Below are 21,667 nucleotides of genomic sequence, written 5' to 3'. Positions count from 1 at the left end.
TGATGTTGCCGATGAGGTTTATATGACCGCTTCCTTTCTTCAGTATTTGTCCCGCGAAGTCGACGGCTTGAAAGAGGCCGGGCTCTATAAGAGCGAGCGCGTGATCACCTCCATGCAATCCGCCAGGATCGAGAGCGGCGGCAAGAGGGTTCTCAATTTCTGTGCCAACAATTATCTGGGCCTCGCCGACAATGAGGAATTGCGCGAGGCCGCCAAGGCAGCGCTCGACCGCTATGGCTATGGCATGGCCTCCGTCCGCTTCATCTGCGGCACGCAGGAGGAACACAAGGCGCTGGAGAAGCGCATTTCCTCTTTCCTGGGGTATGAGGATACGATCCTCTATTCATCCTGCTTCGACGCCAATGCGGGGCTTTTCGAAACGCTGCTGGCGCCTGAGGACGCGATCATCTCCGACGCGCTCAACCATGCGTCGATCATCGATGGAGTCCGGCTCTGCAAGGCACGCCGCTATCGCTATGCGAACAACGATATGGGAGAATTGGAGGAGCGGCTGAAAGAGGCCGCCGATGCCCGCTTCCGCCTCATCGCCACCGACGGCGTGTTCTCCATGGACGGCATCATTGCCAATCTGAAGGCGATTTGCGATCTGGCTGAAAAATATGATGCCATGGTGATGGTGGATGACAGCCACGCGGTGGGCTTCGTCGGCGCGCACGGGCGCGGCACGCCGGAATATTGCGGCGTCGAAGGCCGGGTCGATATTGCTACCGGCACGCTCGGGAAGGCTCTGGGCGGCGCTTCCGGCGGCTATACCAGCGGTAAGAAAGAGGTGGTCGAGTGGCTGCGGCAGCGCTCGCGCCCCTATCTTTTCTCCAACACGCTGGCGCCCGTCATCGCCGCGGCTTCCCTTAAGGTGTTCGAAATTGTCGAGAACGGCGACGAGTTGCGCCGGAGGCTCTATGAAAATGCGGATCGCTTCCGCGACAGGATGACGAAGCTTGGCTTTACATTGGCCGGCAGCGGGCATCCGATCATCCCCGTTATGATCGGTGAGGCCGGGCTGGCCGCGAAAATGGCCGAGCGCCTTCTGGACTACGGGATTTACGTGATCGGCTTTTCCTTTCCCGTGGTGCCCAAGGGCGAGGCACGCATCCGAACCCAAATGTCCGCCGCCCACTCGGCTGAGGATATCGACCGCGCTGTGGAGGCTTTCGGCAAGGTGGGCAGGGAGCTGGGGGTGATTTCATGATGCGGTTGCCTTCGATGTTTACGTTCCATCACGTGGAGATCATCTCATGACCAACATGATGAAGGCCTTGGTGAAGGCCAAGCCCGAGGAAGGGCTTTGGATGGAGCGGGTGCCGCTTCCGGAGATCGGCCCGAACGACGTGCTGATCAAGGTGAGGAAAGCTGCCATCTGCGGCACGGACGTCCATATCTGGAACTGGGACGAATGGGCAAGAAAGACCGTGCCCGTGCCGCTCGTCACCGGCCATGAGTTCGTCGGCGAGGTCGTGGATGTCGGCTCAGCCGTGACCGAATACAGAATCGGGCAGCGTGTTTCGGGCGAGGGGCACATTGTCTGCGGCCATTGCCGCAACTGCCGGGCCGGGCGTGGACATCTCTGCCGAAACACGCTGGGCGTCGGCGTTCACCGGCCGGGTGCCTTTGCCGAATATATCTCGCTGCCGCAGCACAATGTCGTGGCGATCCCCGACGACGTGCCGGACGAGATCGCCGCGATTTTCGATCCGCTTGGAAACGCGGTGCACACCGCGCTCTCTTTCGATCTGGTGGGCGAGGATGTGCTGGTGACCGGAGCTGGCCCGATCGGCATTATGGGCGCGCTGGTGGCGCAGTGCGTAGGTGCGCGCAAAGTGGTCATCACGGATATCAATCCGGGGCGACTTGCGCTCGCTAAGAAACTCGGCGTGCGTCACGTGGTGAATGCCAGGGAAGAGAAGCTCACCGATGTAATGAGGAAGCTCGGCATGACCGAGGGCTTCGACGTGGGCCTGGAGATGTCCGGCTCTGCCTCGGCGTTTCGCGACATGATCGATGTCATGAACAATGGCGGCAAAATAGCGATCCTCGGCATAGCGCCGACGGGTTTCGAGATCGATTGGAACAAGGTGATTTTCAAGATGCTCCACCTGAAGGGCATCTACGGCCGGGAGATGTTCGAAACCTGGTACAAGATGATCGCGCTTGTGCAGGGGCCTCTCGATATCTCCGGCCTGATCACGCACCGCATCTCTGCCGATGATTACCGCGAAGGCTTTGCCGCCATGCGCAGCGGCGAGGCCGGTAAGGTTGTAATGGATTGGTGATAAACCGGGTTAGTGACTCCGGGTAGGAAAGAGCCTCCCTAACATCTCTTTTGGATTGTATTCCTTGTTTGAGATTTCAACCTGAAGTATAGCGCGAGTCAGGGCGCCGCTTTAATCCGTCGCATAAATTGCACGGCAGCCGATTGGCGATTCCGAATGGGAAGCGCTTCGGCCAACGCGTTGGCTGGTTTAGCCTTTTATCTGCTGAACCAACCCATAGAGATTGAGGCAGCGGGTGCCGCTCCGGCAATAGGCAAGCACCGGATGGGGCAATTCGCCGAGAATCGCGGCCATGCCTTTTACATCTTCTTGCGTGATGGCGCCGGAGACGACGGGCAGAAACCGGAATTCGAGGCCTGCCGCGCGGGCGGCCTCTTCCACGGCATCGTGAGGAACAGCACCGTCCTCCGTATCCGGACGGTTGCAGACAATGCTCTTGAACCCGGCGCTCGCGATCTCAGCGACATTTCCCGGTGCGATCTGGCCTGCGACGGCAAAATCTTCATTGACACTGCGGATTTCCATTGTTTTCCCTTTTGATGTCTTTCGGCCCGTGAGCTGCTCAGCCAATTCCAATATCTTTCGCGAAAGAACGGATAAGCTCCGCGATCTTTTCCGGCTGTTCGATGCAGGGCAGATGCCCAGCATTCTCGATGATTTCAAAACGTGACCCTTCGATGAGGCCGGCCAGCTCACGAACCAGATCGGGCGGGGTCGATCCGTCCTGGTCGCCGACGACGCAGAGTGCCGGCACCTTCAGCGCGCGCGTTGATTCCGTCAGATCCGCATCGCGCAGTGCCGCGCATGTGCCCGCATATCCTTCAGGGCTCTGCCGCGTCAGCATGGCGAGATAGCCGACATAATCGGGGTTCTCCGGTGTGCGGAAGGCCGGGGCGAACCAGCGCTGCATGATGCCCTCCGCCATTGGCGCGATGCCGCTTTCATTCGCTGTTTTGATGCGTGCGCTCCAGAGTTCTTCAGTGCCGACCTTATGGGCGGTATCGCACAGCACCAGGGCACGTATCAGGTCGGGCCGAAGCGCGGCGAGGCCTTGGGCGATCATTCCCCCTACCGACAGCCCCACAATCGTGGCCTCTCGGATTCCGAGATGATCGAGCAGAGCGGCTAGGTCACGCACATGGTCGGTCATCGCATAAGGCTGCGGCGTTGCCTCGGAGAGGCCGTGTCCGCGCTTGTCATAGAGAACCAGGCGGTACTGGCCTTCAAGCAGCGCTGCCACATCGTCCCAGATCCGGAAATCCGTGCCGAGCGAATTAGAGAAGGCAAGGACAGGCCGACCTTCAGGTCCGCGCATCCTGTGATGCAGGACGACTCCGTTCACGCGCGCAAATGCCATGTGCGATACCTCAGGATTTCGGTGTGGTGTCTACGGGAAAAGCCGCGCCCACGTCAATGTTAGGCAAATTCGCGCCGGCTTACATCTGCGCTGGTGCCGTGACACCGCCCGCCCATCAGACCAAAGGGATGCGCAGCTTATTTCTTTCGAGCTACGAAAAATTGTCTGCCATCCGACCCAAATGGGTTGACACTGGGAAAACCGTAAATCAACTTGCTATGCAATCGATTACAAGGCGCCTAGATTGGGCTTTGAATCGATTTAAATCTGTCGGGCCGGTGTAGGCGGTTTGAACGGTAGGCGATATTCCGAGGGAGGAAACATGAGACCGATCAAGACAGTGCCGTCACTTCGTCGGTGAACCAGCGGACGAGCAGCAGCATCACGCGCATACCGGCGGAACCACTTAACCGTTTAGTCGATGCGAAATTGTCGCTCTCATGGAACCCGATTGGCGGTTGGCGGCAGCAAGGCCGCCGCGACGAGCCTTTCCGCAACTGCCTTGAGAGTATCGCAGCGATCTTGCCCTCTTCGCCATTTTTGGCGGCGGCCTCCATCAGCCGCCAGCTCGAAGGTCGAGGCGAAGCACCAGAGAGGCTGGGCCGGTGCCGGCACTGGCACGTTGAATGGGGAAGAAATCCTGTTCAACTGGCGGCTGCGCTCGTCGCGGCGCGCCGATTGCTGGCAGAAAGGGAATTTGCATGAATTGGGAGCCTTCGCCTGACCGTTACGAGGGAATGCAGTATCGCCGTTGCGGCCGCTCCGGCCTCAAACTGCCCCCGATTTCTCTCGGCTTGTGGCATAATTTCGGGGAGGATCGGCCGCACGAGATGAAACAGGCGATCTGCCGCAGGGCTTTCGACCTCGGCATCACCCATTTCGACCTAGCCAACAATTACGGCCCGCCACCGGGCTCGGCCGAGGAAGCCTTTGGGGAAATCCTGCGCACAGACTTCGCCGGTTATCGCGATCAGCTCATCATTTCCTCGAAGGCGGGCTATCTGATGTGGCCGGGGCCCTATGGCGAGTGGGGCAGCCGCAAATATCTCATCGCGAGCTGCGACCAGAGCCTGAAGCGGATGGGGCTCGATTATGTCGATATTTTCTATTCCCACCGCTTCGATCCGCAGACGCCCCTTGAAGAGACGATGATGGCCCTCGATCATATCGCTCGGTCGGGCCGCGCGCTTTATGTAGGCATCTCGTCCTATAATTCGCGCCGCACACGGGAGGCCGTTGCCATCCTCGAGGATCTCGGGACGCCCTGCCTTATTCATCAGCCCAGCTACTCGATGATCAATCGCTGGGTGGAGGATGATGGCCTGCTCGACACGCTTGAAGAGCTGGGTGTTGGCTGCATCGCCTTTTCGCCGCTAGCTCAGGGCATGCTCACCGACAGATATCTGGGCGGCATTCCTCAAGACAGCCGCGCTGCGCAGGGCAAGTCGCTCCGTAAGGAGTTCATAAACGAGAAGACGCTCGGAAACATCCGCCACTTGAACGAGATCGCGGCGCGCCGTGGCCAGAGCTTGGCGCAGATGGCGGTCGCCTGGGTACTGCGCGGCGGGCGGGTCACCTCCGCGCTCATCGGAGCTAGCCGTCCCGAGCAGGTCGAAGAGATAGTCGCAGGCCTGGAAAAGGCGGACTTCACCGCCGACGAACTGGCGGAAATCGAATCCTATGCCCGCGAGGCCGATATCAACCTCTGGGCAGCTTCCGCAGAGAGAACCGGCCCACAGCGGAAATAATAAGCGGATTGCTCATGCCCGTTCAATTTGACGGCTGCAAGCCGTAGGGTTTCTTTCGGCGATCGATGGACACGACGATGAGGGGCGGGGGCCTATATTTTGTTGTTCGCCGCAGTTGAGGAGGTAAGTCCATGCCCAAGACAATGAAGGGTCCCGGGATCTTCTTGGCGCAGTTCGCCGGGGATGACGCCCCGTTCGACACCCTGCCGAACATCGCTAGCTGGGCCGCCGGCCTTGGCTATAGGGGAATCCAGATTCCCGCCTGGGACGGGCGCCTTTTCGACCTGAAGAAGGCATCGGAATCCTCGGCCTATTGCGACGAGGTGAAGGGCATTTGCAAAGATGCCGGCGTCGAGATCACCGAGCTCTCCACGCATTTGATCGGGCAACTCGTGGCGGTGCATCCGGCCTATGACACGCCTTTTGACGGATTTGCTCCAGAAGGTGTGCGCGGCAACCCAAAGGCCCGGCAGGAATGGGCGGTGGAGCATATGCTTCATGCCGCCAAGGCCTCGCGAAATCTGGGCCTGGATGTGAGCGTTTCCTTCTCCGGCGCGCTGGCCTTCCCCTATCTCTATCCCTGGCCGCAGCGGCCTGACGGCCTCATAGATGAAGCCTTTACGGAGCTTGCCCGCCGCTGGAAACCCATTCTCGATGCCTATGAGGACGCAGGCGTGGACGTGGCCTACGAGCTGCACCCGGGTGAGGACATCTTCGACGGCGCGACTTTCGAGATGTTCTTGGAAAAGCTCGGCGGCCACAACCGCTGCAAAATCAACTACGATCCCTCGCACTTTCTCCTGCAGCAACTCGATTATCTAGCCTTCATCGACATCTATCACGAGCGCATCTCGGCCTTCCACGTGAAGGATGCCGAGTTCAACCCGGACGGCCGGCAGGGGGTTTATTCCGGCTACCAGCCATGGGTGAAGCGTGCCGGCCGTTTCCGCTCTTTGGGAGACGGGCAGGTGGATTTCACCAGCATTTTTTCAAAGCTCGCGCAATATGGCTATGACAGCTGGGCAGTGCTCGAATGGGAGTGTGCGCTAAAGCACCCCGAGCAGGGGGCGGCCGAAGGCGCGCCCTTTATCGAGCATCACATCATCCGCGTTACCGAAAAGGCGTTTGACGATTTCGCCGCTGGTACCAGCGACCGGTCGAGTCTTCGCGCCATGCTCGGTATCGTTTGAAGCAAGGGGAAAGACATGGTTTCCGCATCCGCGACGACATTGGCCGCTCGGCCGGTCCGCCTGGGCATGGTGGGAGGAGGGCAGGGCGCGTTCATCGGCGCCGTTCACCGCATGGCGGCCCGCCTTGACGGACATTTTATTCTTCTCGCCGGCGCGCTTTCCTCCGATCCTGAGCGCGCCAGGACATCAGGTGCCGATCTCGGGCTAGAGCCCGATCGCTGCTACGGCAGTTTCCAGGAGATGGCAGAAAAGGAGGCTGCGCGGCCGGACGGCATCGAGGCGGTGAGCATCGTTACGCCCAACCACATGCATTATCCGGCGGCGAAGGCCTTTCTGGAAGCCGGCATTCACGTCATTTGCGACAAGCCTCTGACGTCCAGCCTGGAGGATGCCAAGGCCCTGGCCGAGACGGTGAAGAGAAGCGGAAAGCTCTTCGTGCTCACCCATAATTACTCCGGGTATCCCATGATCCGTCAGGCGCGGCAGATGGTCGGGGATGGTGCGCTGGGCGAAATCATTCTTGTCCAGGCGGAATATCCGCAGGACTGGCTCGCAGAGCCGGTCGAGCAGAGCGGCAACAAGCAGGCATCCTGGCGCACGGATCCCAGCCGCTCGGGGGTGGGCGGAGCAATCGGCGATATCGGAACCCACGCATATCAACTCGTCACCTTCGTCACGGGTTTGCACGCCGAGAGCCTGGCCGCCGATCTCGATCGTTTCGTGCCGGGCCGGCAGCTCGATGACAACGCGCATATCATGCTGCGTTTCGGCGAGCGCGGCGGGCGGCGCGCCAAGGGTATGATCTGGGCCAGCCAGGTGGCACCGGGTAACGAAAACGGGCTGAAGCTGAGGGTCTATGGAACCAGGGGCGGATTGGAATGGGTGCAGGCCGATCCGAATTATCTCTGGTTCACCCCGCTTGGCGAGCCGAAAAGGCTGCTGACGCGCGGCGGCGCGGGCGCGGGTCCGGCGGCGGCCGCGGTCACGCGCATTCCGGGCGGCCATCCAGAAGGTTATCTGGAGGCGTTCGCAACGCTCTATACGGAAGCGGCAAAAGCCATTCGCGCGGTTCAGAGCGGCGGGCCGCCTCCTGAAGATCTGGTGCTTCCAACGGTCGAGGATGGCCTGGAGGGGATGCGCTTCATTCAGGCCTGCGTGAATTCCTCGCACAAGGATGCCGCCTGGACCCGCCTGGATACGCTTTGAAGCCGGTAGCCAGCCTCTCGTGAGTGAGCCAAATGCCATGCACGACGGCTTTGCAGCTTTGCATTTTTAGGAATTGACGATAGGTGCCTTCTTGCCGAAGGCTCTGAAGCGTGAAACAGGAGGAGACGTATGGCGGGCGGGCCGAGGAAGATTGCCGTTTACGAAGGACGTGAAGTCTTCGAGGCGACGCTGACAAGCAGCACGGGCGTGAAGGTGTCGGTCATCAGCTACGGCGCCGTCATCCGCGACTGGCAAGTGCCGGTTCCTGGCGGCATGCGCAGCGTGGTATTGGGTTTCGAACATTTCGAAGAATATACCAAATACAGCGGCTATTTCGGAGCAATCGCCGGTCGCGTCGCAAATCGCATCTCCGGCGCGCGCTTCATGCTGAATGGCAAGGAATACCGGCTCCAGCCGAACGAAGGCGCCAACCATCTGCACGGCGGGAAAAGGGGGCTGAGCCGTCAGGTCTGGGACATGGAGGTGCTTTCGGAAAATGCGGTTCGTCTTAGCCTGACCAGCCCTGACGGAGAGATGGGCTATCCGGGACGGCTGGATGTCTCGGTTACTTACCGGCTTGAAGGGAATGCCCTTGAGCTCGACTGCACGGCAACCACCGATGCACCCACGCCGGTCAATATCGTGCAGCATAACTACTTCAATCTGATGGGCGAGGGCGATATCCGAAACCACGTGCTTTGGCTCGCGGCCAATGCCTATACGGTGCGGGATTTCGACCTCATCCCGACAGGTGGAATCGAGCCGGTGGCCGGCACGCATTTCGATTTCCGCAAACCGCGCCCTCTTTGTGACGCCCAGGGCGAGCCGATCGCCTATGACAACAACCTGGTTCTTGATACCGGCCGCGATCCCTCCTCGCCCGTGGCTATTCTCAAGGCGCCGGACGGCTCCCTTACGCTCGCGCTCAAGACGGATCAGCCAGGACTGCAGCTCTATACGGGCAGCAAGATCAACCTTCCTGTCCCCGGCCTGGGCGGGCGGCACTATCCCCGCTTCGCCGGGCTATGCCTTGAAGACCAGAACTTCCCCGATGCAATCAATCACCCGCATTTCCCCAACTGCGTCGTGACCCCGGAGCGGCCATATAGGCACTGGTGCGAGATAGAGATCGGGCAGTAGCCGCTCACCCCTTCGCGAACACCACCGTCTTCAGACCGTTGAGCACTACCCTGCTTTCGAGGTGAAGCTTGACCGCCCTCGCCAGGACACGGCTCTCGATATCGCGACCGGCGGCCACGAAATCGTCAGGGCTCATCGCGTGTGTTACGCGTTCCGTCTCCTGCTCGATGATCGGGCCTTCATCGAGATCCGGCGACACATAGTGGGCTGTGGCGCCGATTAGCTTCACGCCGCGTTCGTGCGCCTGATGGTAAGGCTTCGCACCCTTGAAGCTCGGCAGGAATGAGTGATGGATGTTGATGATCTTGCCGAAAAGCCGGCTGGACAGCTGGTCCGATAGCACCTGCATGTACCGCGCCAGGATGATCAGGTCCGAACCGGTCTCGCGAAAGAGGTTCAAAAGCTTCTCTTCCTGCTCAGCCTTGTTCGCCTTGGTTACCGGCCAGCAGTAATAGGGAATGCCTGCGGCCTCGGCGGTGCGCCGCGAATCCTCATGGTTGGACACGATCGCAGCCACCTCCGAATCAAGCCAGCCGACGCGGATCTGGTAAAGCAGATGGAGGAGAGCATGATCGAATTTCGAGACCATGATGATGATCTTGGGCCGGCGCGAGCGGTCGGCTAGCGCGGTCTCCATGTTAAAGCGGGCGATGGCAGGGTTCAGCGCGCGGCTGATTGCATCGCGGTCGATATTCTCCGGCACGGTGAAGGAGATGCGCATAAAGAAGCGATTGGTCTGACGGTCCCAGAACTGGTTCGATTCAGCGATATTCGCGCCGAGCGCTGCAAGTTCCGTCGTCACAGCCGCAACGATGCCCGGCCGATCCTCGCAGGAGAGATTTATATCGAAAGTCTTTTCGGTCATGGAAACTCCAACGGCGAGAGCCGCAGGTGAGGGCTTGCGAACCATTGCTTCTTAATACCTGCACCGCAGGAAGCCAATGCCGATGCCTTGGATACGTTAGGTTCGAGATGGCTATAGAAGTTCCTCCACCCACTCATCGGGAATGCTCCCCAGGGTGTAAAACACTTCCTGTTCTCCCTCATTAAACGCGTTCTTGATCGCTTGCGTGAGCGTTCCTGACGCGATCTTTCCGTTTTTTACCAGGCGAGGACCATCATATTTGAGAATGTTCTCGATCGTGCGGAAGTTTTGCCGGTCATGGCGCGTATCTATACTTAATAAGCTATAGCCTCTCTTCTTGAACCTTTCGGCCACTATTCGGCTCATGCTGAGCGATACGGCTTTACCCCCGCTGCCGGCATAGATTGCCACGTGCCTGATAATTGCAGCGAGATAATCGTCCCGGCTGACGTACCTATCCTTAACCGAGATGGAGACATCTGCCTGGCTTCTGTACAACCTGTCCGGAATGGGCAGTTCCGCTCTTGTATCGAAATGCTTCTCGATCATCTCTGGCGTATGAGCTTTCTTGATGCTGCCAGCTCTGTGCAACTGATGATAAATTCTGGAAAGGATATCCCTCTCTCTAAAAGTTGCCGCTTCCTCGGCCGGCTGCGCAACCTGTTGCCTTGGTCGCGGCACTGAAGGCCTCGCCCCCAAATTGGGGATGATTTCTTGCGCCTCACCGGTTACTCGAAGGAAATACGTTTTGACATCGGGGGTAGCCTTTGTTGCCCGCACTATGTCCTTGACCGTGAAAACGGGAACGACAAAGTCGGTAAGTTCCCGGCCGGCATGACGCAGGAAGGAGCTCGTCTTAGAGCCGTTCAGGAAAGCGCGCAGCACGGCCGAAGCTCTAGCCGTCGCCGTAAGACCTTTCGCAACGCTGGAAGCCGCCCTTGCCGCCGAAAAGCCCGCATGGAGGGATCTGGCCGCCAGGCCGGTCAAGGGGATGATGGTGAGCCCAAGGGAGAACAGATCCCATGAAATGTCTTTGAACTGGACTTTATAGTCCGGGTCGCCTTGCGCCCTTTCCATTACCTGGAAGAACGGGATCAGGGATCGGAGTCCTAATTCAATGATGGATGGGTCGTATTTCTCTTCTCGTATCCGTTCGATGAGCGAAAGAGCGTTCCTGTTGACCTTGTCTTCCATCAGCTCTTTGATGGACAAAGGATTTTCGGTTGTATGAGCCATTTCGAAATCGAAATGAGAAGAATGGCATTGTTCCCTGGATATCAGGCATCCAACGGACATCCCCTTTTTCGTATTATCAAAGGCAATACCGAGCGCTCGAAGGATAGGTTGCTGCTTCAAGCGCCCGTCATCGTCAAATATGTCCTTATCTAAAAACTGGAAGTCGCCCGCCGGGCCGATAAATCCGAACCGGCGTTCACCTGGCATTGGAAAAACCAGGGCAGGCATCTTCTGCTCCTCGGTCTGGTTTTCCACCCAGGCATTTGGAATGCTCGAGTACATCTCTATCCTTCGAAGGTAGACGTCATTGATAAGCCACAGCTTCGAAGGGCGGTATTCCATGTGCAATCTTTTGAGGCCGCCTTCCAAGGCGTTTGAAATCGCCTTTGCAGTGCAAAGTCTTGAAAGATGGCGGGAGATATAGTCGGAAAATTGATGATTATACGCTTTTTTGACGGCCCAAGATGTGTTTACACCCTCGCCGAATATTCCAATCCCGGAGAGCAACCGCTCCAGATAGGACATGCGCTGCAGTTGCTGCTGAACGCGGTCGTCTGCTTCTCGCTGCAGCTCAGTCCTGCTTTTGAAGAGAGGCGGCGGTGGAGGTTCCAGCGCCAGCGTCCATGCCTCCTTGAAGGCTCCAAGACGAGTGGCCGCGCTGGTCTCCACCTCATTGCTTCCGCTCTGCGCTGCCCAGATTTCGGCTTCTTCTCTATAAAGAGCTAAGGATGCGGCTGATGCTGCTTGGTCATGCGGCTTGGCCCCGGCCTCCTCATGAATCCGGTTGGCGATATCCAACAGTTGTTCGTCTTCCCTGCTTTCGGCTTCCTTTCCCAGGAGCTTCCGAGCAGCCTTCACTCGAGCCGCGATCAGCGAGTGTTCACTCAATGGTAAATCGCCGCGGAGATCGGGTATCGACTGTGTCTGGACCGCTTCGCCGCTTCGCTTTATCCGGATGAGAGGTATACCCGTCGGCGGGCCTGGGCGCTTCGCGAGCGGTTGGCACTTGCCGCCGATCGGAACCGCTGGTGCCGTTGACGGGCTGCGCTGACGATCCGCGAAGGTCCGCAGATCCGAAATGTCGGTTGCCTGATCCGATCTTGCCCCAGGCGTTTGGCGGGATGTTTTTCCTGATGGCGGTTCTTTGCCTTGCTGCGGGCTTCGCCCATAGGCTCGGGACGTCGAAATGGCCGATCGTGCTTCGGCAACATGCGCAAATGCAAGCAGCGCGGCGAAAGTTAGCGCAGTGCGCGGCGCGGCTGTTGATTGCGGCAGGTTGGATTTGCTGCGGCGCGGCTCGCGGGGATGCTTTTCCAGCCAAGCATTGTGAGCATCGTTTGATTTTCTGGATCGATCCACCGTCGGATCGAACGTGCTTGAATTCTGCGGCCTCATAAGGTGTTTCCCTGCCGTTGCGATAAGTCCTGACCTCCACAAAGTTTGTGCACGGCCCAGAATTGGCATGAAAAAGGGTAAAGACGGGCTCGAATTTGGTTATGATCCTGGGGCGCCCCCGTCTTGAGGCCGATGAGCCCTCGGCGCGCTTCAAGTACCACTCGACGGGATTGAAAGCATTGCAAACGGCGCGGCAAATGGCAGGGCTGGACCGCTTGTGACGACGGGTTATATTTCCTTCGATGCACAAGCTCTTCGACCTCGACCATCCTTTCTTTCGCCCGCTCTGGATCAGGCTCGCGATTATCGCGGTCTGCCTCGGCTGGGGCGTTTTTGAGTTCCTGATGGGCAATCCCTTCTGGGGCACGCTCTTTGTCGGCCTTGGCGTCTACTGCATCTGGGGCTTTCTGTTCGCCTTCAATCCTGACGCCGAGAACAAGGCGGAATAGGGAGAGAATGCCATGGCAAGCCTGTTGGTGAAGCCTGCCGGAACCGCAGGCAAGGTGCATGACATCACGCCGCGTTCGGCCGGTTGGGGCTATGTGGGCTTCAGCCTCTACCGGCTCAAGGCGGGCGAGACGGCGCAGGAGGATACCGGCGACCGGGAGGTGATCCTCGTGCTGGTTGAAGGCAAGGCTGAGATCGCCGCCGACGGCAAAAGCTTCGGGGAGCTTGGCGACCGTATGGATGTCTTCGATCGCCGTCCGCCACACGTGGTCTATGCCCCCAATGGCTCAAACTGGTCGGCCAAGGCGACGACCGATTGCACGCTGGCGGTTTGCTCCGCACCGGGCACGGGCGGGCACGATGCCCAGGTAATCGGCCCCGCCGGGATTGGAACGATCGAGCGGGGAAAGGGGGCGAACACTCGTTACATCCACAATATCGCCATGGAAGAGCGCGACGTGGCCGACAGCCTGCTTGTGGCGGAGGTTTATACGCCGCAGGGCAACTGGTCGTCCTATCCGCCGCATCGGCATGACGAGGACGACTTTCCGAACATGACCTATCTGGAAGAGAGCTATTACCACCGAATCAACCCTTCACAAGGCTTCGGCTTTCAGCGGGTGTTCACGGAGGACGGCAGCCTGGACGAGACGATGGCTGTCTCGAACCATGACGTCGTGCTGGTGCCGCGCGGGCATCATCCCTGCGGCGCGCCTTACGGCTATGAGATGTATTATCTCACCGTCATGGCGAGTCCGCGCCGCGCGTGGCGCTTCAAGAACCATCCCGACCACGACTGGATTTTCCAGCGCGACAATAAGATTGATTGAGGCCGGCCGTTCAGGCCACCTCAGTTCCGCCCATAGACATCGTCGAAGCGGATGATGTCATCCTCGCCCAGATAGTCGCCGCTCTGCACCTCTATGAGTACGAGCGGCAATATGCCGGGGTTTTCGAGCCTGTGCTTGAAACCGCAGGGGATATAGGTGGACTGGTTCGTCGCAAGCAGGATTTCCTGATCGCCATTGACAATTTTGGCGGTGCCGCTCACCACAACCCAGTGCTCGGAGCGGTGATGATGCGCCTGCAGGCTCAACCTGGCGCCGGGCTTTACCTCGATGCGCTTGATCTTGAAGCGGTCACCCTCCTCCAAAACGGTGTAGGTGCCCCAGGGGCGGTGCGCCGTGCAATGCAGCTTCGCCGCGTGGTGCCCCTGCTCCTTCAGCCGGTTGAAAAGGCGTTTTACCTCCTGCGCCTTCTCCTTATGAGCCACGAGCAGGGCGTCAGGCGTGTCGACAACCAGGAGATCGGAGACCCCGACAAGGCCGACCAAGCGGTGCTCCGAATGCACGAAGCTGTTGCTGGTGTCTTCGAGCAGGACCTCCCCGCGCAAGCGGTTGCCGTTCTCGTCTGCGGGCGTAAGCTCCGCCACGGCGGACCAGGAGCCAATGTCGGACCAGCCGCAGTCGAGCGCGATGCAGCCCACATTCTCGGCCTTCTCCATGACTGCGTAATCGAGAGAAATGGCGGGCGTGGCCGCAAAGCTGTCGCGGTCGATCTCGAACACCTCGCGGTCATCGGCGTTGAACTTGCGCGCGGCTCGATAGGCGGCGCGAGCCCCTACCAGCACCTCGGGGCAGTGTGCTTCCATTGCCTCGAGCATCGTGCGAGCAGGGAAACAGAACATGCCGGAGTTCCAGTAGAAACGCCCGCTTGCAACATAATCGGCGGCCTTTTTGGCGTCGGGCTTTTCCACGAAGCGCAGCACCCTGCCGCCCTTTGCCTCGATATAGCCGTAACCGGTCTCAGCCCTTTCCGGCACAATGCCAAAGGTGACGATGCGCCCGGTCTGCGCCATTTCGACAGCCTTGCCAACTGCCTCTGCGAACGCGTCTTCGTCGGCGATCAGGTGATCCGCAGGAAGAACGAGGAGGACGGCATCAGGCCCTTCGGCCTCGTTTACGTGGAGCGTGGCAAGAGCAACGGCGGCGGCGGTATCCCGCCCGAATGGCTCGAGGAGATAGCCGTTGCTGCGCCGAGGAGCATCGGAAGCCGCGTAGACATCGGCGGTAAGGAAGAGGAGATCGCGATTGGTGACGGTGACGATTCGCTCCACGCCTTGAAGCCGCGCCGCCCGGCCATAGGTCCGGCTGATGAGGCTTGTGCCGTCGGGCAACTCGATGAAAGGCTTCGGGTGCGCGTCTCTCGACAGCGGCCACAGGCGGGAGCCTGCTCCACCGCTGATGATGATTGGCGTAACGGTCATTCCCCCATCTCCGTGGCCTTTGGTTTAACTTTAGCGCCGGTCTGCTATCAGTTTGCGGGTCTATCGCTTAAGCATCGGCCTCAAGCCATAGGCAAGTCAATTTATCATTGCCGGCAAGCCCGCGGTTGAAGCATCTACCGCTTTCAGTCTGATATATGCCTGCCTATCGCTGTGATTCGGCCCGGAGGATGCGCTGGAAACTTCCCTCTATCGCCCGGTGAAGAATTTTCTTGAAGGGCTGGGCTATACCGTCAAGGGCGAGGTGGGCGGCTGCGATATCGTGGCGGTGAAGGGCGATGATCCGCCGGTTGTGGTGATTGGCGAATTGAAGCTGAGTTTCAACCTTGAGCTTGTCCTGCAGGCGGTAGACCGTGCGACCGCCTGTGATGAGGTGTGGCTCGCCGCGCGGCTTTCTCTGCGCGGCAAAGGCCGCGAAAGCGATGCACGTTTCCGCAATCTCTGCCGCAGGCTCGGCTTTGGGATGCTCGCGGTGGCCTCGAATGGTGAAGTCTCCATTCTCGTCAGCCCCGCCGCGCCGATGCCGCGCCGTGATGCCCGCCGCCGGTCACGCCTCTTGGAGGAGCATCGGCGCCGGCAGGGCGATCCCGTCGCTGGCGGCGGAACAAGAAGGCCAATCATGACGGCCTATCGCCAGCAGGCGCTTATCTGCGCCTGCGCGCTGGCCGAAGGGCCGAAGCGGCCCAGTGATCTCAAGCCTGCTGTTCCCGACGCGCCCAAGATCCTGCGCCATAACGTCTATGGCTGGTTTGACCGGGTGGAGCGCGGCATCTACGCCCTCACGGAGAAGGGACGGGCGGCTGCATTGGAGTGGTCCAAATTGGGGGTTTCGGCTTAGCCGCGGACGGGACGATCATTCCCCCTCAGGAATCCTGGCGACATCGCGGATCACTGCGCCCTGCTCCAGCGTGTTGCCCACGGTGCACAGACGATGGGCCTCGCCGATCAAGGCGTTACGCTCGTCCTGCGTGAAATCTCCTTCAATCTCAAAGGCGCAGTCGAATGCGGCAACGCGCGACGGGGCATCAGGCGCCTTCTCATGTTTCACATCGGCCTTCACCGAGAGGAGCCGGTCATGCCAGCCGAAACTGCGGGCGGCGATGCGCACACTGAGCACCAGGCAACCGGCGAGCGCCGCGTCCATCATCTCGACCGGCGTCATGCCGCTTTCCGAGGCATAGCCGGCGATATCGAGGCTTGCACCCGAGCGCGCGGTGACGTTTCCCTGGCCCCTGCCAGGCAGAGTGGCGCCGACGACGATGGAACGCTTGACGATATTGACCATGACTTGATTTCTCAAATTGATGCAGCAGGCCAACATAGGTAGGCGGTATTGATGGGCGGCGCCAGAGATGGAAGATCAAGCAAGCCCAAACCGCAATTGCTGGATAGCTGCCGATATAGTCCCTAAAAAAAATGAACTCGCCGCAAGCCGTCCAATGTTTAACTTTGCGAAAATTGCGCTGGCGAAGGAACCTTATTGCCTCGCGGGGAAATTGGATGGAGTCTAAATTCCGGCCTCAGGCTTCCGGCCCTGGCTCGAATAGCTCGCAGTGGCCCCGAGATTGCGCCGACAAGGAGAGAACTATGACAAGAATGCGGACTCGAAAGAACCATGGCCTTCTCATCGCTGCGACCGCCATGCTGGTCCTGGCGGCATTTGGCCGGGCCGGGGCGCAGGAGGGCGAGGCTGATGCCGCCGCCGTCATTCGGATCGGCTCGCTTTACGAGCCGCAGAACCTGGATAACACCGCCGGCGCCGGCCAGGGGATCAACGAAGCCTTCAACGGCAATGTCTATGAGGGGCTTTTCCAGCTCGAAGATAACGGCGAGGTCGTTCCAAAGCTCGCGCTTGAGCACGAGATGAGCGATGACGGCCTGACCTATACCTTCACCTTGCAGCCGGACGTTACGTTTCATTCCGGCGATCCCCTGACCTCTGCCGACGTGAAATACAGCATCGAGCGGGTAGCGAGCGAAAACTCCAAGAGCTCGCGCAAGAAGAGCCTGTCCACCATCAGCAGCATCGAAACGCCGGACGAGCGGACAGTGGTTGTCCGCCTTTCCGAGCGCTCCATCTCGCTGCCCTATAACCTCACCTATGTCTGGATCGTCAACGACGAGGCCACCGATCTTACTTCGAGCGAGGATGGCACTGGTCCATACAGGCTTGACGCCTGGCGGCGCGGCTCCAGCATCAGCCTGGTTTCGTTCGAAGACTATTGGGGCGATGCGCCCGCCAATGGCGGCGTGACCTTCAACTACTTCACGGAGGCGACCAGCCTCAACAACGCGCTGCTGACCGGTGCTGTGGACATCATCACCAGTGTACAGAGCCCGGATTCGCTGGCGCAGTTTCAGGACAACCCCGCCTTCATTGTGACGGAGGGCCAGTCCACAACCAAGGAAGTGCTGGCCTATAATGATCGCGTCGAGCCGTTCAGCAACGTCAAGGTGCGCAAGGCGATCGCGCGCGCCATCGACAAGGAAAGGCTCCTCTCTTCGATATGGGGCGATTATGGCACCTTGATCGGCTCTTTCGTCCCGCCCACGGACCCCTGGTATGTCGACCTCACCGATGTCGATCCCTATGATCCGGAAAGCGCGAAACAGCTTCTGGCGGAAGCAGGCTATGCGGACGGGTTCACCTTCACCCTGGAGACGCCCAACTATGATCCGCATCCCATCGTGGCGCAGTTCGTTCAAAGCGAGCTTGCGAAGGTGGGCATCACCGTGAACATCAACATCATCACCGCCAATGAGTGGTACACCAAGATCTATCAGGCGCACGATTTCCAGGCGACGCTCCAGGAGCATGTGAACCACCGCGACATCGTCTTCTACGGCAATCCGGATTTTTATTGGGGCTACAACAATCCCGAGGTTGTGGAACTGATCGCTTCCTCCGAGACAAGTGCCAGTGAGGCTGAGCAGGTTGAGAAGCTTAAGGAGGCAAACCGCATCATCGCCGAGGACGCTGCTAGCGGCTGGCTTTATCTCTATCCGCAGATCGTGGTATCGAGCGCGACGGTCAGCGGGTATCCGGTGAACGGGCTCAACTCGCAGTTCTTCGCATACGATATTACCAAGCGCGCGCAGTAGTCGTTCAGGCGAGCCGCGGAAGGAGGGGCCAATCCTCGCTTACATTATCCGTCGGCTCGCCATCCTCCTTTTCTCGCTCCTTGTGGCGAGCATCGTTCTTTTCGTTCTGCTGCGTCTCCTTCCGGGAGATCCCGCCAACGCGCTCGTTTCGGTAGGCGCCGATCCGGCGCAGATCGAGGCAGCGCGCCGCCAGGTCGGCTCCGACCTGCCGCTCGCGCAACAGTTCCTGCAGTTTCTCACCAGCCTGGCCCGGCTCGACCTTGGCACGTCCTTCGTCAGCCGCACGTCCGTGCTTCAGGAGATCCTGGCCCGCCTGGCGGTCACCGTGCCGCTGACTTTGCTTTCCTTCATGCTTGCCGTGCTGATCGCGGTGCCGCTCGGTATACTGTCCGCGGTCAAGGCGGAGCGCTGGTTTGGCGCCCTGATATCCGTGATCTCGCAGCTCGGCATCGCCATTCCCGTTTTTTGGGTCGGCATTCTCCTCGTGACGCTTTTTGCGGTGAACCTGCGGCTCTTTCCTTCCGGCGGCTTTCCCCCGCAGGGCTGGGCCGCCCCCTTTGAGGCGCTTCGGGCGCTGTTTCTCCCAATCGTGACGATTGCCGTCGTCATGTCCGCTTCGCTGTTGCGCTATGTCCGCTCGGCTACGCAGGACGTGCTGGGCAGCGACTATCTGCGCACGGCGCGGGCACTTGGTTCGGGCTTTGCGGAAGCGCTCATTCGACATGGCATCCGCAATGGCGCGGTGCCGGTAGTTTCTATCCTCGGCATCGAGCTTGCGACGACGCTTCTGGGAGCGGTGGTGGTGGAGCGCGTATTCACGCTGCCGGGCTTGGGCTCCATGCTGCTTCTCGCAATCGAGCAGCGTGATTATCCCAACATCCAGGGCGTGCTCTTCATTTCCACGTTGCTCGTGCTGCTTATCGGATTCTTCGCCGATCTTGCCCAGCGCTGGATCGATCCGCGCCTGCGCGAAAAGCTGGGGAATATACGTCGATGACCGTCCTTGCCGAGCCGCAGGCGGAGCGCACCCGCCGCACCCGCCGGTCACTTACGTTCAGCATCGGCCTGATTTTGGTCGGCTTGCATTTGGCAGTGGCGCTTTTGACGCTGGTCTGGACGCCCTATGACCCGACGGGCATGGCAGGCGGGCGGCTGGAGGCGCCGTCCTGGGCGCATCCGGCGGGAACCGACAGGCTGGGCCGCGATCTCTTCACGCAGATCATGATCGGCTCGCGCATCGCTTTGGTTGTCGGTGCCGGGGCGGTGGCGATCGCGGCGGCAATCGGGGTAACGCTCGGCGTGTTGGCGGCCTTCGCCACCCGCTATCTAGACGACGCATTGGCCGCCACCTTCGATATTCTCATCGCCTTCCCAACGCTTCTGCTTGCCATGCTCGTCGTGGCTGCAACGGGAAATGCAAGTCTCCTCTCAGCCATTTTGGCGCTGGGTATCGCGATCTCGGCCATTGTCGCACGGTTGACGCGCATCCTGGTAAAGCGTGTGCTGGCGATGGATTATATTACGGCCGCCCGTACCGCCGGGTCCTCCTGGCCGAGCATCGTATTCCGCCATGTCCTCCCCAATATCTGGCCGACACTCTCGGTCAATTTCGCACTCCAGTTCGGGCTGGCCGTTATCGCAGAGGCTTCGCTCTCCTATCTCGGCCTGGGCGCGCCGCCTCCCAATGCGTCCTGGGGGCGTCTCCTGCAGGAGGCGCAGGGCACGGTCTACACCGCTCCATTCGGCGCAGTCGCGCCGGGCCTCGCGCTGGTCTCGCTGGTGATCGGCATGAACCTCCTCGCCGATGGCCTGCGCGACATAGGCGATCCGACACGGAGGCGCGCGCGATGAGCCTGCTTGTGATCGAAGGGCTCACGCTGGAAAGCAGCGGGCAGAACCTGGTTTCCAATCTCTCGCTCGCGGTGGGGCCAGGCGCGCGCCTGGGGCTGATCGGGGAATCCGGCTCCGGCAAATCATTGACGGCGCTTGCCGCGATTGGCCTCCTGCCGCCGGACATCAGCGTCAAAGGTTCGGTCCGCCTCGACGGCAAGGAGGTGGTCGGTGCACGGGAGGAAGAGCTTGTGCCGCTGCGCGGGGCGGTGGCCGCGACGGTTTTCCAGGAGCCGCTCACCGCGCTCGACCCTTTGATGAAGGTGGGCCGTCAGGTGGCCGAGCCGCTCGTCCGACGCTATCGCCGCGAGGGGAGGGCGCTCGATCGGAAGGCGGTTGCCCGCGAGGTGCGCTCCCTTCTGGAACGGGTTTCACTGCCTGACATCGATCGCATAATGAACGCCTATCCTTACGAAATCTCAGGCGGACAGCGCCAGCGCGTGGCGATCGCCATGGCGCTTGCCTGCCGTCCCAAACTCCTCATCGCGGATGAGCCCACGACGGCCTTGGACGTCACCACCCAGGCCGAGATTCTCGAGCTTTTGTCGGATCTCGTTCGGGAGAACGGGATGGCGCTGCTCTTCATCAGCCATGATCTGCCGGTCGTTGCACGCGTGGTAGAGGAGGTGGCGGTGTTGCGCCGTGGCGAACTGGTCGAGCAGGGGCCGGTGAAAACGGTTTTCTCTGCGCCGTCGCATGATTACACGAAGACGCTCGTTTCGGCCGCCGCCGCGTTTGATCAGGCACTGGAGCCCATCCGATGAGCCTGATCTCTTTTGATGCGGTCTCCTTTGGCTATTCCAGCCAGCAGCAGGTGCTGCATGATGTCTCGTTTAAGATTGAGGCGGGTGTGAATGTCGGATTGGTGGGGGAGTCGGGCTCGGGCAAATCGACGATCCTGAAACTCCTCCTGGGGCTTGCGCGGCCAAGTTCCGGCGCGATCCGCTTCGGGAATGAGGCGCTGGAGCCAGGCAATCGCGACTTCATGCGTCGTTATCGCCGGGCGGTGCAGGCGGTTTTCCAGGATCCCTATTCTTCGCTCGATCCGAGGCAAAAGGTGGAGGCGATCATTGCCGAGCCTCTGCGGGCGCTTGGCATCTCCGGGCCCCGCCGCCCCGCCATCGAGGCTGCCTTACGCGATGTCGGCTTGCCTACCGATGCAATCTCCCGCTATCCGCACGAGTTCTCCGGTGGCCAGCGCCAGCGCATCGCTATCGCCCGGGCCATCGTCGCGCGTCCGCAGTTGATCCTGGCCGACGAGGCGGTGAGTGCTCTTGATCTTTCCACCCGCATTCGCATCGTGGAGCTTGTGAGAGACCTATCGAAGGCCATGGCCATCTTGTTCGTTTCGCATGATCTTGGGGTGGTGGCGTCGCTCTGCGAAGAGATCATCATTCTGGAGAGGGGCCGGATCGTGGAAAGCGGCCGCACATCCGAGATTTTGGCCCGCCCGCAGCATCCATACACGCAGAAGCTGCTCGCGAGCGTACCGCGTATGCCGGTGCCATAACGGGCT

General features: G+C 60.1%; 21 protein-coding genes. 14 read left to right on the top strand and 7 right to left on the bottom strand.

Features of this window, described 5'->3' with window-relative positions; translation table 11 throughout:
- The first annotated feature begins 22 nt into the window (after window positions 1–22).
- Window positions 23–1,210, top strand: a complete 1,188-nt coding sequence (locus tag GNP00_RS05340; RefSeq protein ID WP_011579790.1) for a glycine C-acetyltransferase — start codon at window positions 23–25, stop codon at window positions 1,208–1,210.
- 46 nt (window positions 1,211–1,256) lie between these two features.
- Complete coding sequence (tdh, locus tag GNP00_RS05335; RefSeq protein ID WP_011579791.1) at window positions 1,257–2,291, top strand: L-threonine 3-dehydrogenase; 1,035 nt, start codon at window positions 1,257–1,259, stop codon at window positions 2,289–2,291.
- 189 nt (window positions 2,292–2,480) lie between these two features.
- Here the strand turns inward: tdh and GNP00_RS05330 are convergent, their stop codons facing one another.
- From GNP00_RS05330 to GNP00_RS05320, 3 genes are all read right to left on the bottom strand, one after another.
- A complete protein-coding gene (locus GNP00_RS05330; RefSeq protein ID WP_011579792.1) occupies window positions 2,481–2,816 on the bottom strand; it encodes a protein tyrosine phosphatase family protein in 336 nt (111 codons plus the stop codon).
- A gap of 37 nt (window positions 2,817–2,853) precedes the next feature.
- Window positions 2,854–3,648 (bottom strand): 3-oxoadipate enol-lactonase, encoded by a 795-nt coding sequence (gene pcaD, locus GNP00_RS05325; protein ID WP_011579793.1) that lies wholly within the window; start codon window positions 3,646–3,648, stop codon window positions 2,854–2,856.
- A gap of 332 nt (window positions 3,649–3,980) precedes the next feature.
- Complete coding sequence (locus GNP00_RS05320; protein ID WP_041544449.1) at window positions 3,981–4,205, bottom strand: hypothetical protein; 225 nt, start codon at window positions 4,203–4,205, stop codon at window positions 3,981–3,983.
- A 144-nt stretch (window positions 4,206–4,349) separates the two neighbouring features.
- On the opposite strand from GNP00_RS05320, the gene mgrA reads away from it, so the two are divergent.
- The 4 genes from mgrA to GNP00_RS05300 all read left to right on the top strand — a co-directional run bounded on the left by mgrA (window position 4,350) and on the right by GNP00_RS05300 (window position 8,932).
- The gene (mgrA, locus tag GNP00_RS05315) at window positions 4,350–5,396 is read left to right on the top strand and encodes an L-glyceraldehyde 3-phosphate reductase (protein WP_011579795.1); all 1,047 of its coding nucleotides are present in this window, start codon (window positions 4,350–4,352) and stop codon (window positions 5,394–5,396) included.
- Window positions 5,397–5,527: 131 nt separating this feature from the next.
- On the top strand, window positions 5,528–6,586 hold the full coding sequence (locus tag GNP00_RS05310; protein ID WP_011579796.1) for a sugar phosphate isomerase/epimerase family protein: 1,059 nt from the start codon (window positions 5,528–5,530) through the stop codon (window positions 6,584–6,586).
- A 15-nt stretch (window positions 6,587–6,601) separates the two neighbouring features.
- A complete protein-coding gene (locus GNP00_RS05305; RefSeq protein WP_011579797.1) occupies window positions 6,602–7,792 on the top strand; it encodes a Gfo/Idh/MocA family protein in 1,191 nt (396 codons plus the stop codon).
- Window positions 7,793–7,921: 129 nt separating this feature from the next.
- On the top strand, window positions 7,922–8,932 hold the full coding sequence (locus GNP00_RS05300; RefSeq protein ID WP_011579798.1) for an aldose epimerase family protein: 1,011 nt from the start codon (window positions 7,922–7,924) through the stop codon (window positions 8,930–8,932).
- 4 nt (window positions 8,933–8,936) lie between these two features.
- Here the strand turns inward: GNP00_RS05300 and purU are convergent, their stop codons facing one another.
- Complete coding sequence (purU, locus tag GNP00_RS05295; protein WP_011579799.1) at window positions 8,937–9,797, bottom strand: formyltetrahydrofolate deformylase; 861 nt, start codon at window positions 9,795–9,797, stop codon at window positions 8,937–8,939.
- Between the two features lie 111 nt (window positions 9,798–9,908).
- Window positions 9,909–12,428: a hypothetical protein gene (locus GNP00_RS05290; protein WP_011579800.1), complete on the bottom strand. Its 2,520-nt coding sequence runs from the start codon at window positions 12,426–12,428 to the stop codon at window positions 9,909–9,911.
- A gap of 242 nt (window positions 12,429–12,670) precedes the next feature.
- Between GNP00_RS05290 and GNP00_RS05285 the strand changes: the two genes are divergently transcribed.
- Window positions 12,671–12,877: a hypothetical protein gene (locus tag GNP00_RS05285; protein WP_011579801.1), complete on the top strand. Its 207-nt coding sequence runs from the start codon at window positions 12,671–12,673 to the stop codon at window positions 12,875–12,877.
- Between the two features lie 12 nt (window positions 12,878–12,889).
- Complete coding sequence (gene iolB / locus GNP00_RS05280; RefSeq protein WP_011579802.1) at window positions 12,890–13,705, top strand: 5-deoxy-glucuronate isomerase; 816 nt, start codon at window positions 12,890–12,892, stop codon at window positions 13,703–13,705.
- Window positions 13,706–13,725: 20 nt separating this feature from the next.
- On the opposite strand, the gene GNP00_RS05275 is transcribed toward iolB, so the two are convergent.
- Window positions 13,726–15,141 carry a mannose-1-phosphate guanylyltransferase/mannose-6-phosphate isomerase gene (locus GNP00_RS05275; RefSeq protein WP_011579803.1) on the bottom strand — a complete coding sequence of 472 codons (1,416 nt, stop codon included), beginning with the start codon at window positions 15,139–15,141 and terminating at the stop codon, window positions 13,726–13,728.
- 193 nt (window positions 15,142–15,334) lie between these two features.
- Between GNP00_RS05275 and GNP00_RS05270 the strand changes: the two genes are divergently transcribed.
- Window positions 15,335–15,997: a DUF2161 domain-containing phosphodiesterase gene (locus GNP00_RS05270; RefSeq protein ID WP_041544451.1), complete on the top strand. Its 663-nt coding sequence runs from the start codon at window positions 15,335–15,337 to the stop codon at window positions 15,995–15,997.
- Window positions 15,998–16,012: 15 nt separating this feature from the next.
- Here GNP00_RS05270 and GNP00_RS05265 read toward each other — a convergent pair whose 3' ends face one another.
- Entirely contained in the window at window positions 16,013–16,444 is a 432-nt protein-coding gene (locus tag GNP00_RS05265; RefSeq protein ID WP_049764623.1) for an OsmC family protein, read from the bottom strand.
- A gap of 356 nt (window positions 16,445–16,800) precedes the next feature.
- Between GNP00_RS05265 and GNP00_RS05260 the strand changes: the two genes are divergently transcribed.
- From GNP00_RS05260 to GNP00_RS05240, 5 genes are read left to right on the top strand one after another with little or no spacing between them, the layout of a single operon-like run.
- Entirely contained in the window at window positions 16,801–18,261 is a 1,461-nt protein-coding gene (locus GNP00_RS05260; protein WP_246259229.1) for an ABC transporter substrate-binding protein, read from the top strand.
- Between the two features lie 43 nt (window positions 18,262–18,304).
- Window positions 18,305–19,258, top strand: coding sequence for an ABC transporter permease subunit (locus GNP00_RS05255; protein ID WP_041544453.1), 954 nt, complete (start codon window positions 18,305–18,307; stop codon window positions 19,256–19,258).
- A complete protein-coding gene (locus GNP00_RS05250) occupies window positions 19,255–20,112 on the top strand; it encodes an ABC transporter permease (RefSeq protein WP_011579808.1) in 858 nt (285 codons plus the stop codon). The genes GNP00_RS05255 and GNP00_RS05250 overlap by 4 nt, the downstream gene beginning before the upstream one ends.
- Window positions 20,109–20,915, top strand: a complete 807-nt coding sequence (locus GNP00_RS05245; RefSeq protein WP_011579809.1) for an ATP-binding cassette domain-containing protein — start codon at window positions 20,109–20,111, stop codon at window positions 20,913–20,915. Before GNP00_RS05250 ends, GNP00_RS05245 begins: the two co-directional genes overlap by 4 nt.
- Window positions 20,912–21,661, top strand: a complete 750-nt coding sequence (locus GNP00_RS05240) for an ABC transporter ATP-binding protein (protein ID WP_011579810.1) — start codon at window positions 20,912–20,914, stop codon at window positions 21,659–21,661. The genes GNP00_RS05245 and GNP00_RS05240 overlap by 4 nt, the downstream gene beginning before the upstream one ends.
- The last annotated feature ends 6 nt before the right edge of the window (window positions 21,662–21,667 follow it).

Origin of the sequence: Chelativorans multitrophicus (assembly GCF_011317445.1) — a bacterium.
GTDB lineage: Bacteria > Pseudomonadota > Alphaproteobacteria > Rhizobiales > Rhizobiaceae > Chelativorans > Chelativorans multitrophicus.
Note: the sequence above shows the minus strand (reverse complement) of the source record. Positions and strands in the feature narration are given on the sequence as shown.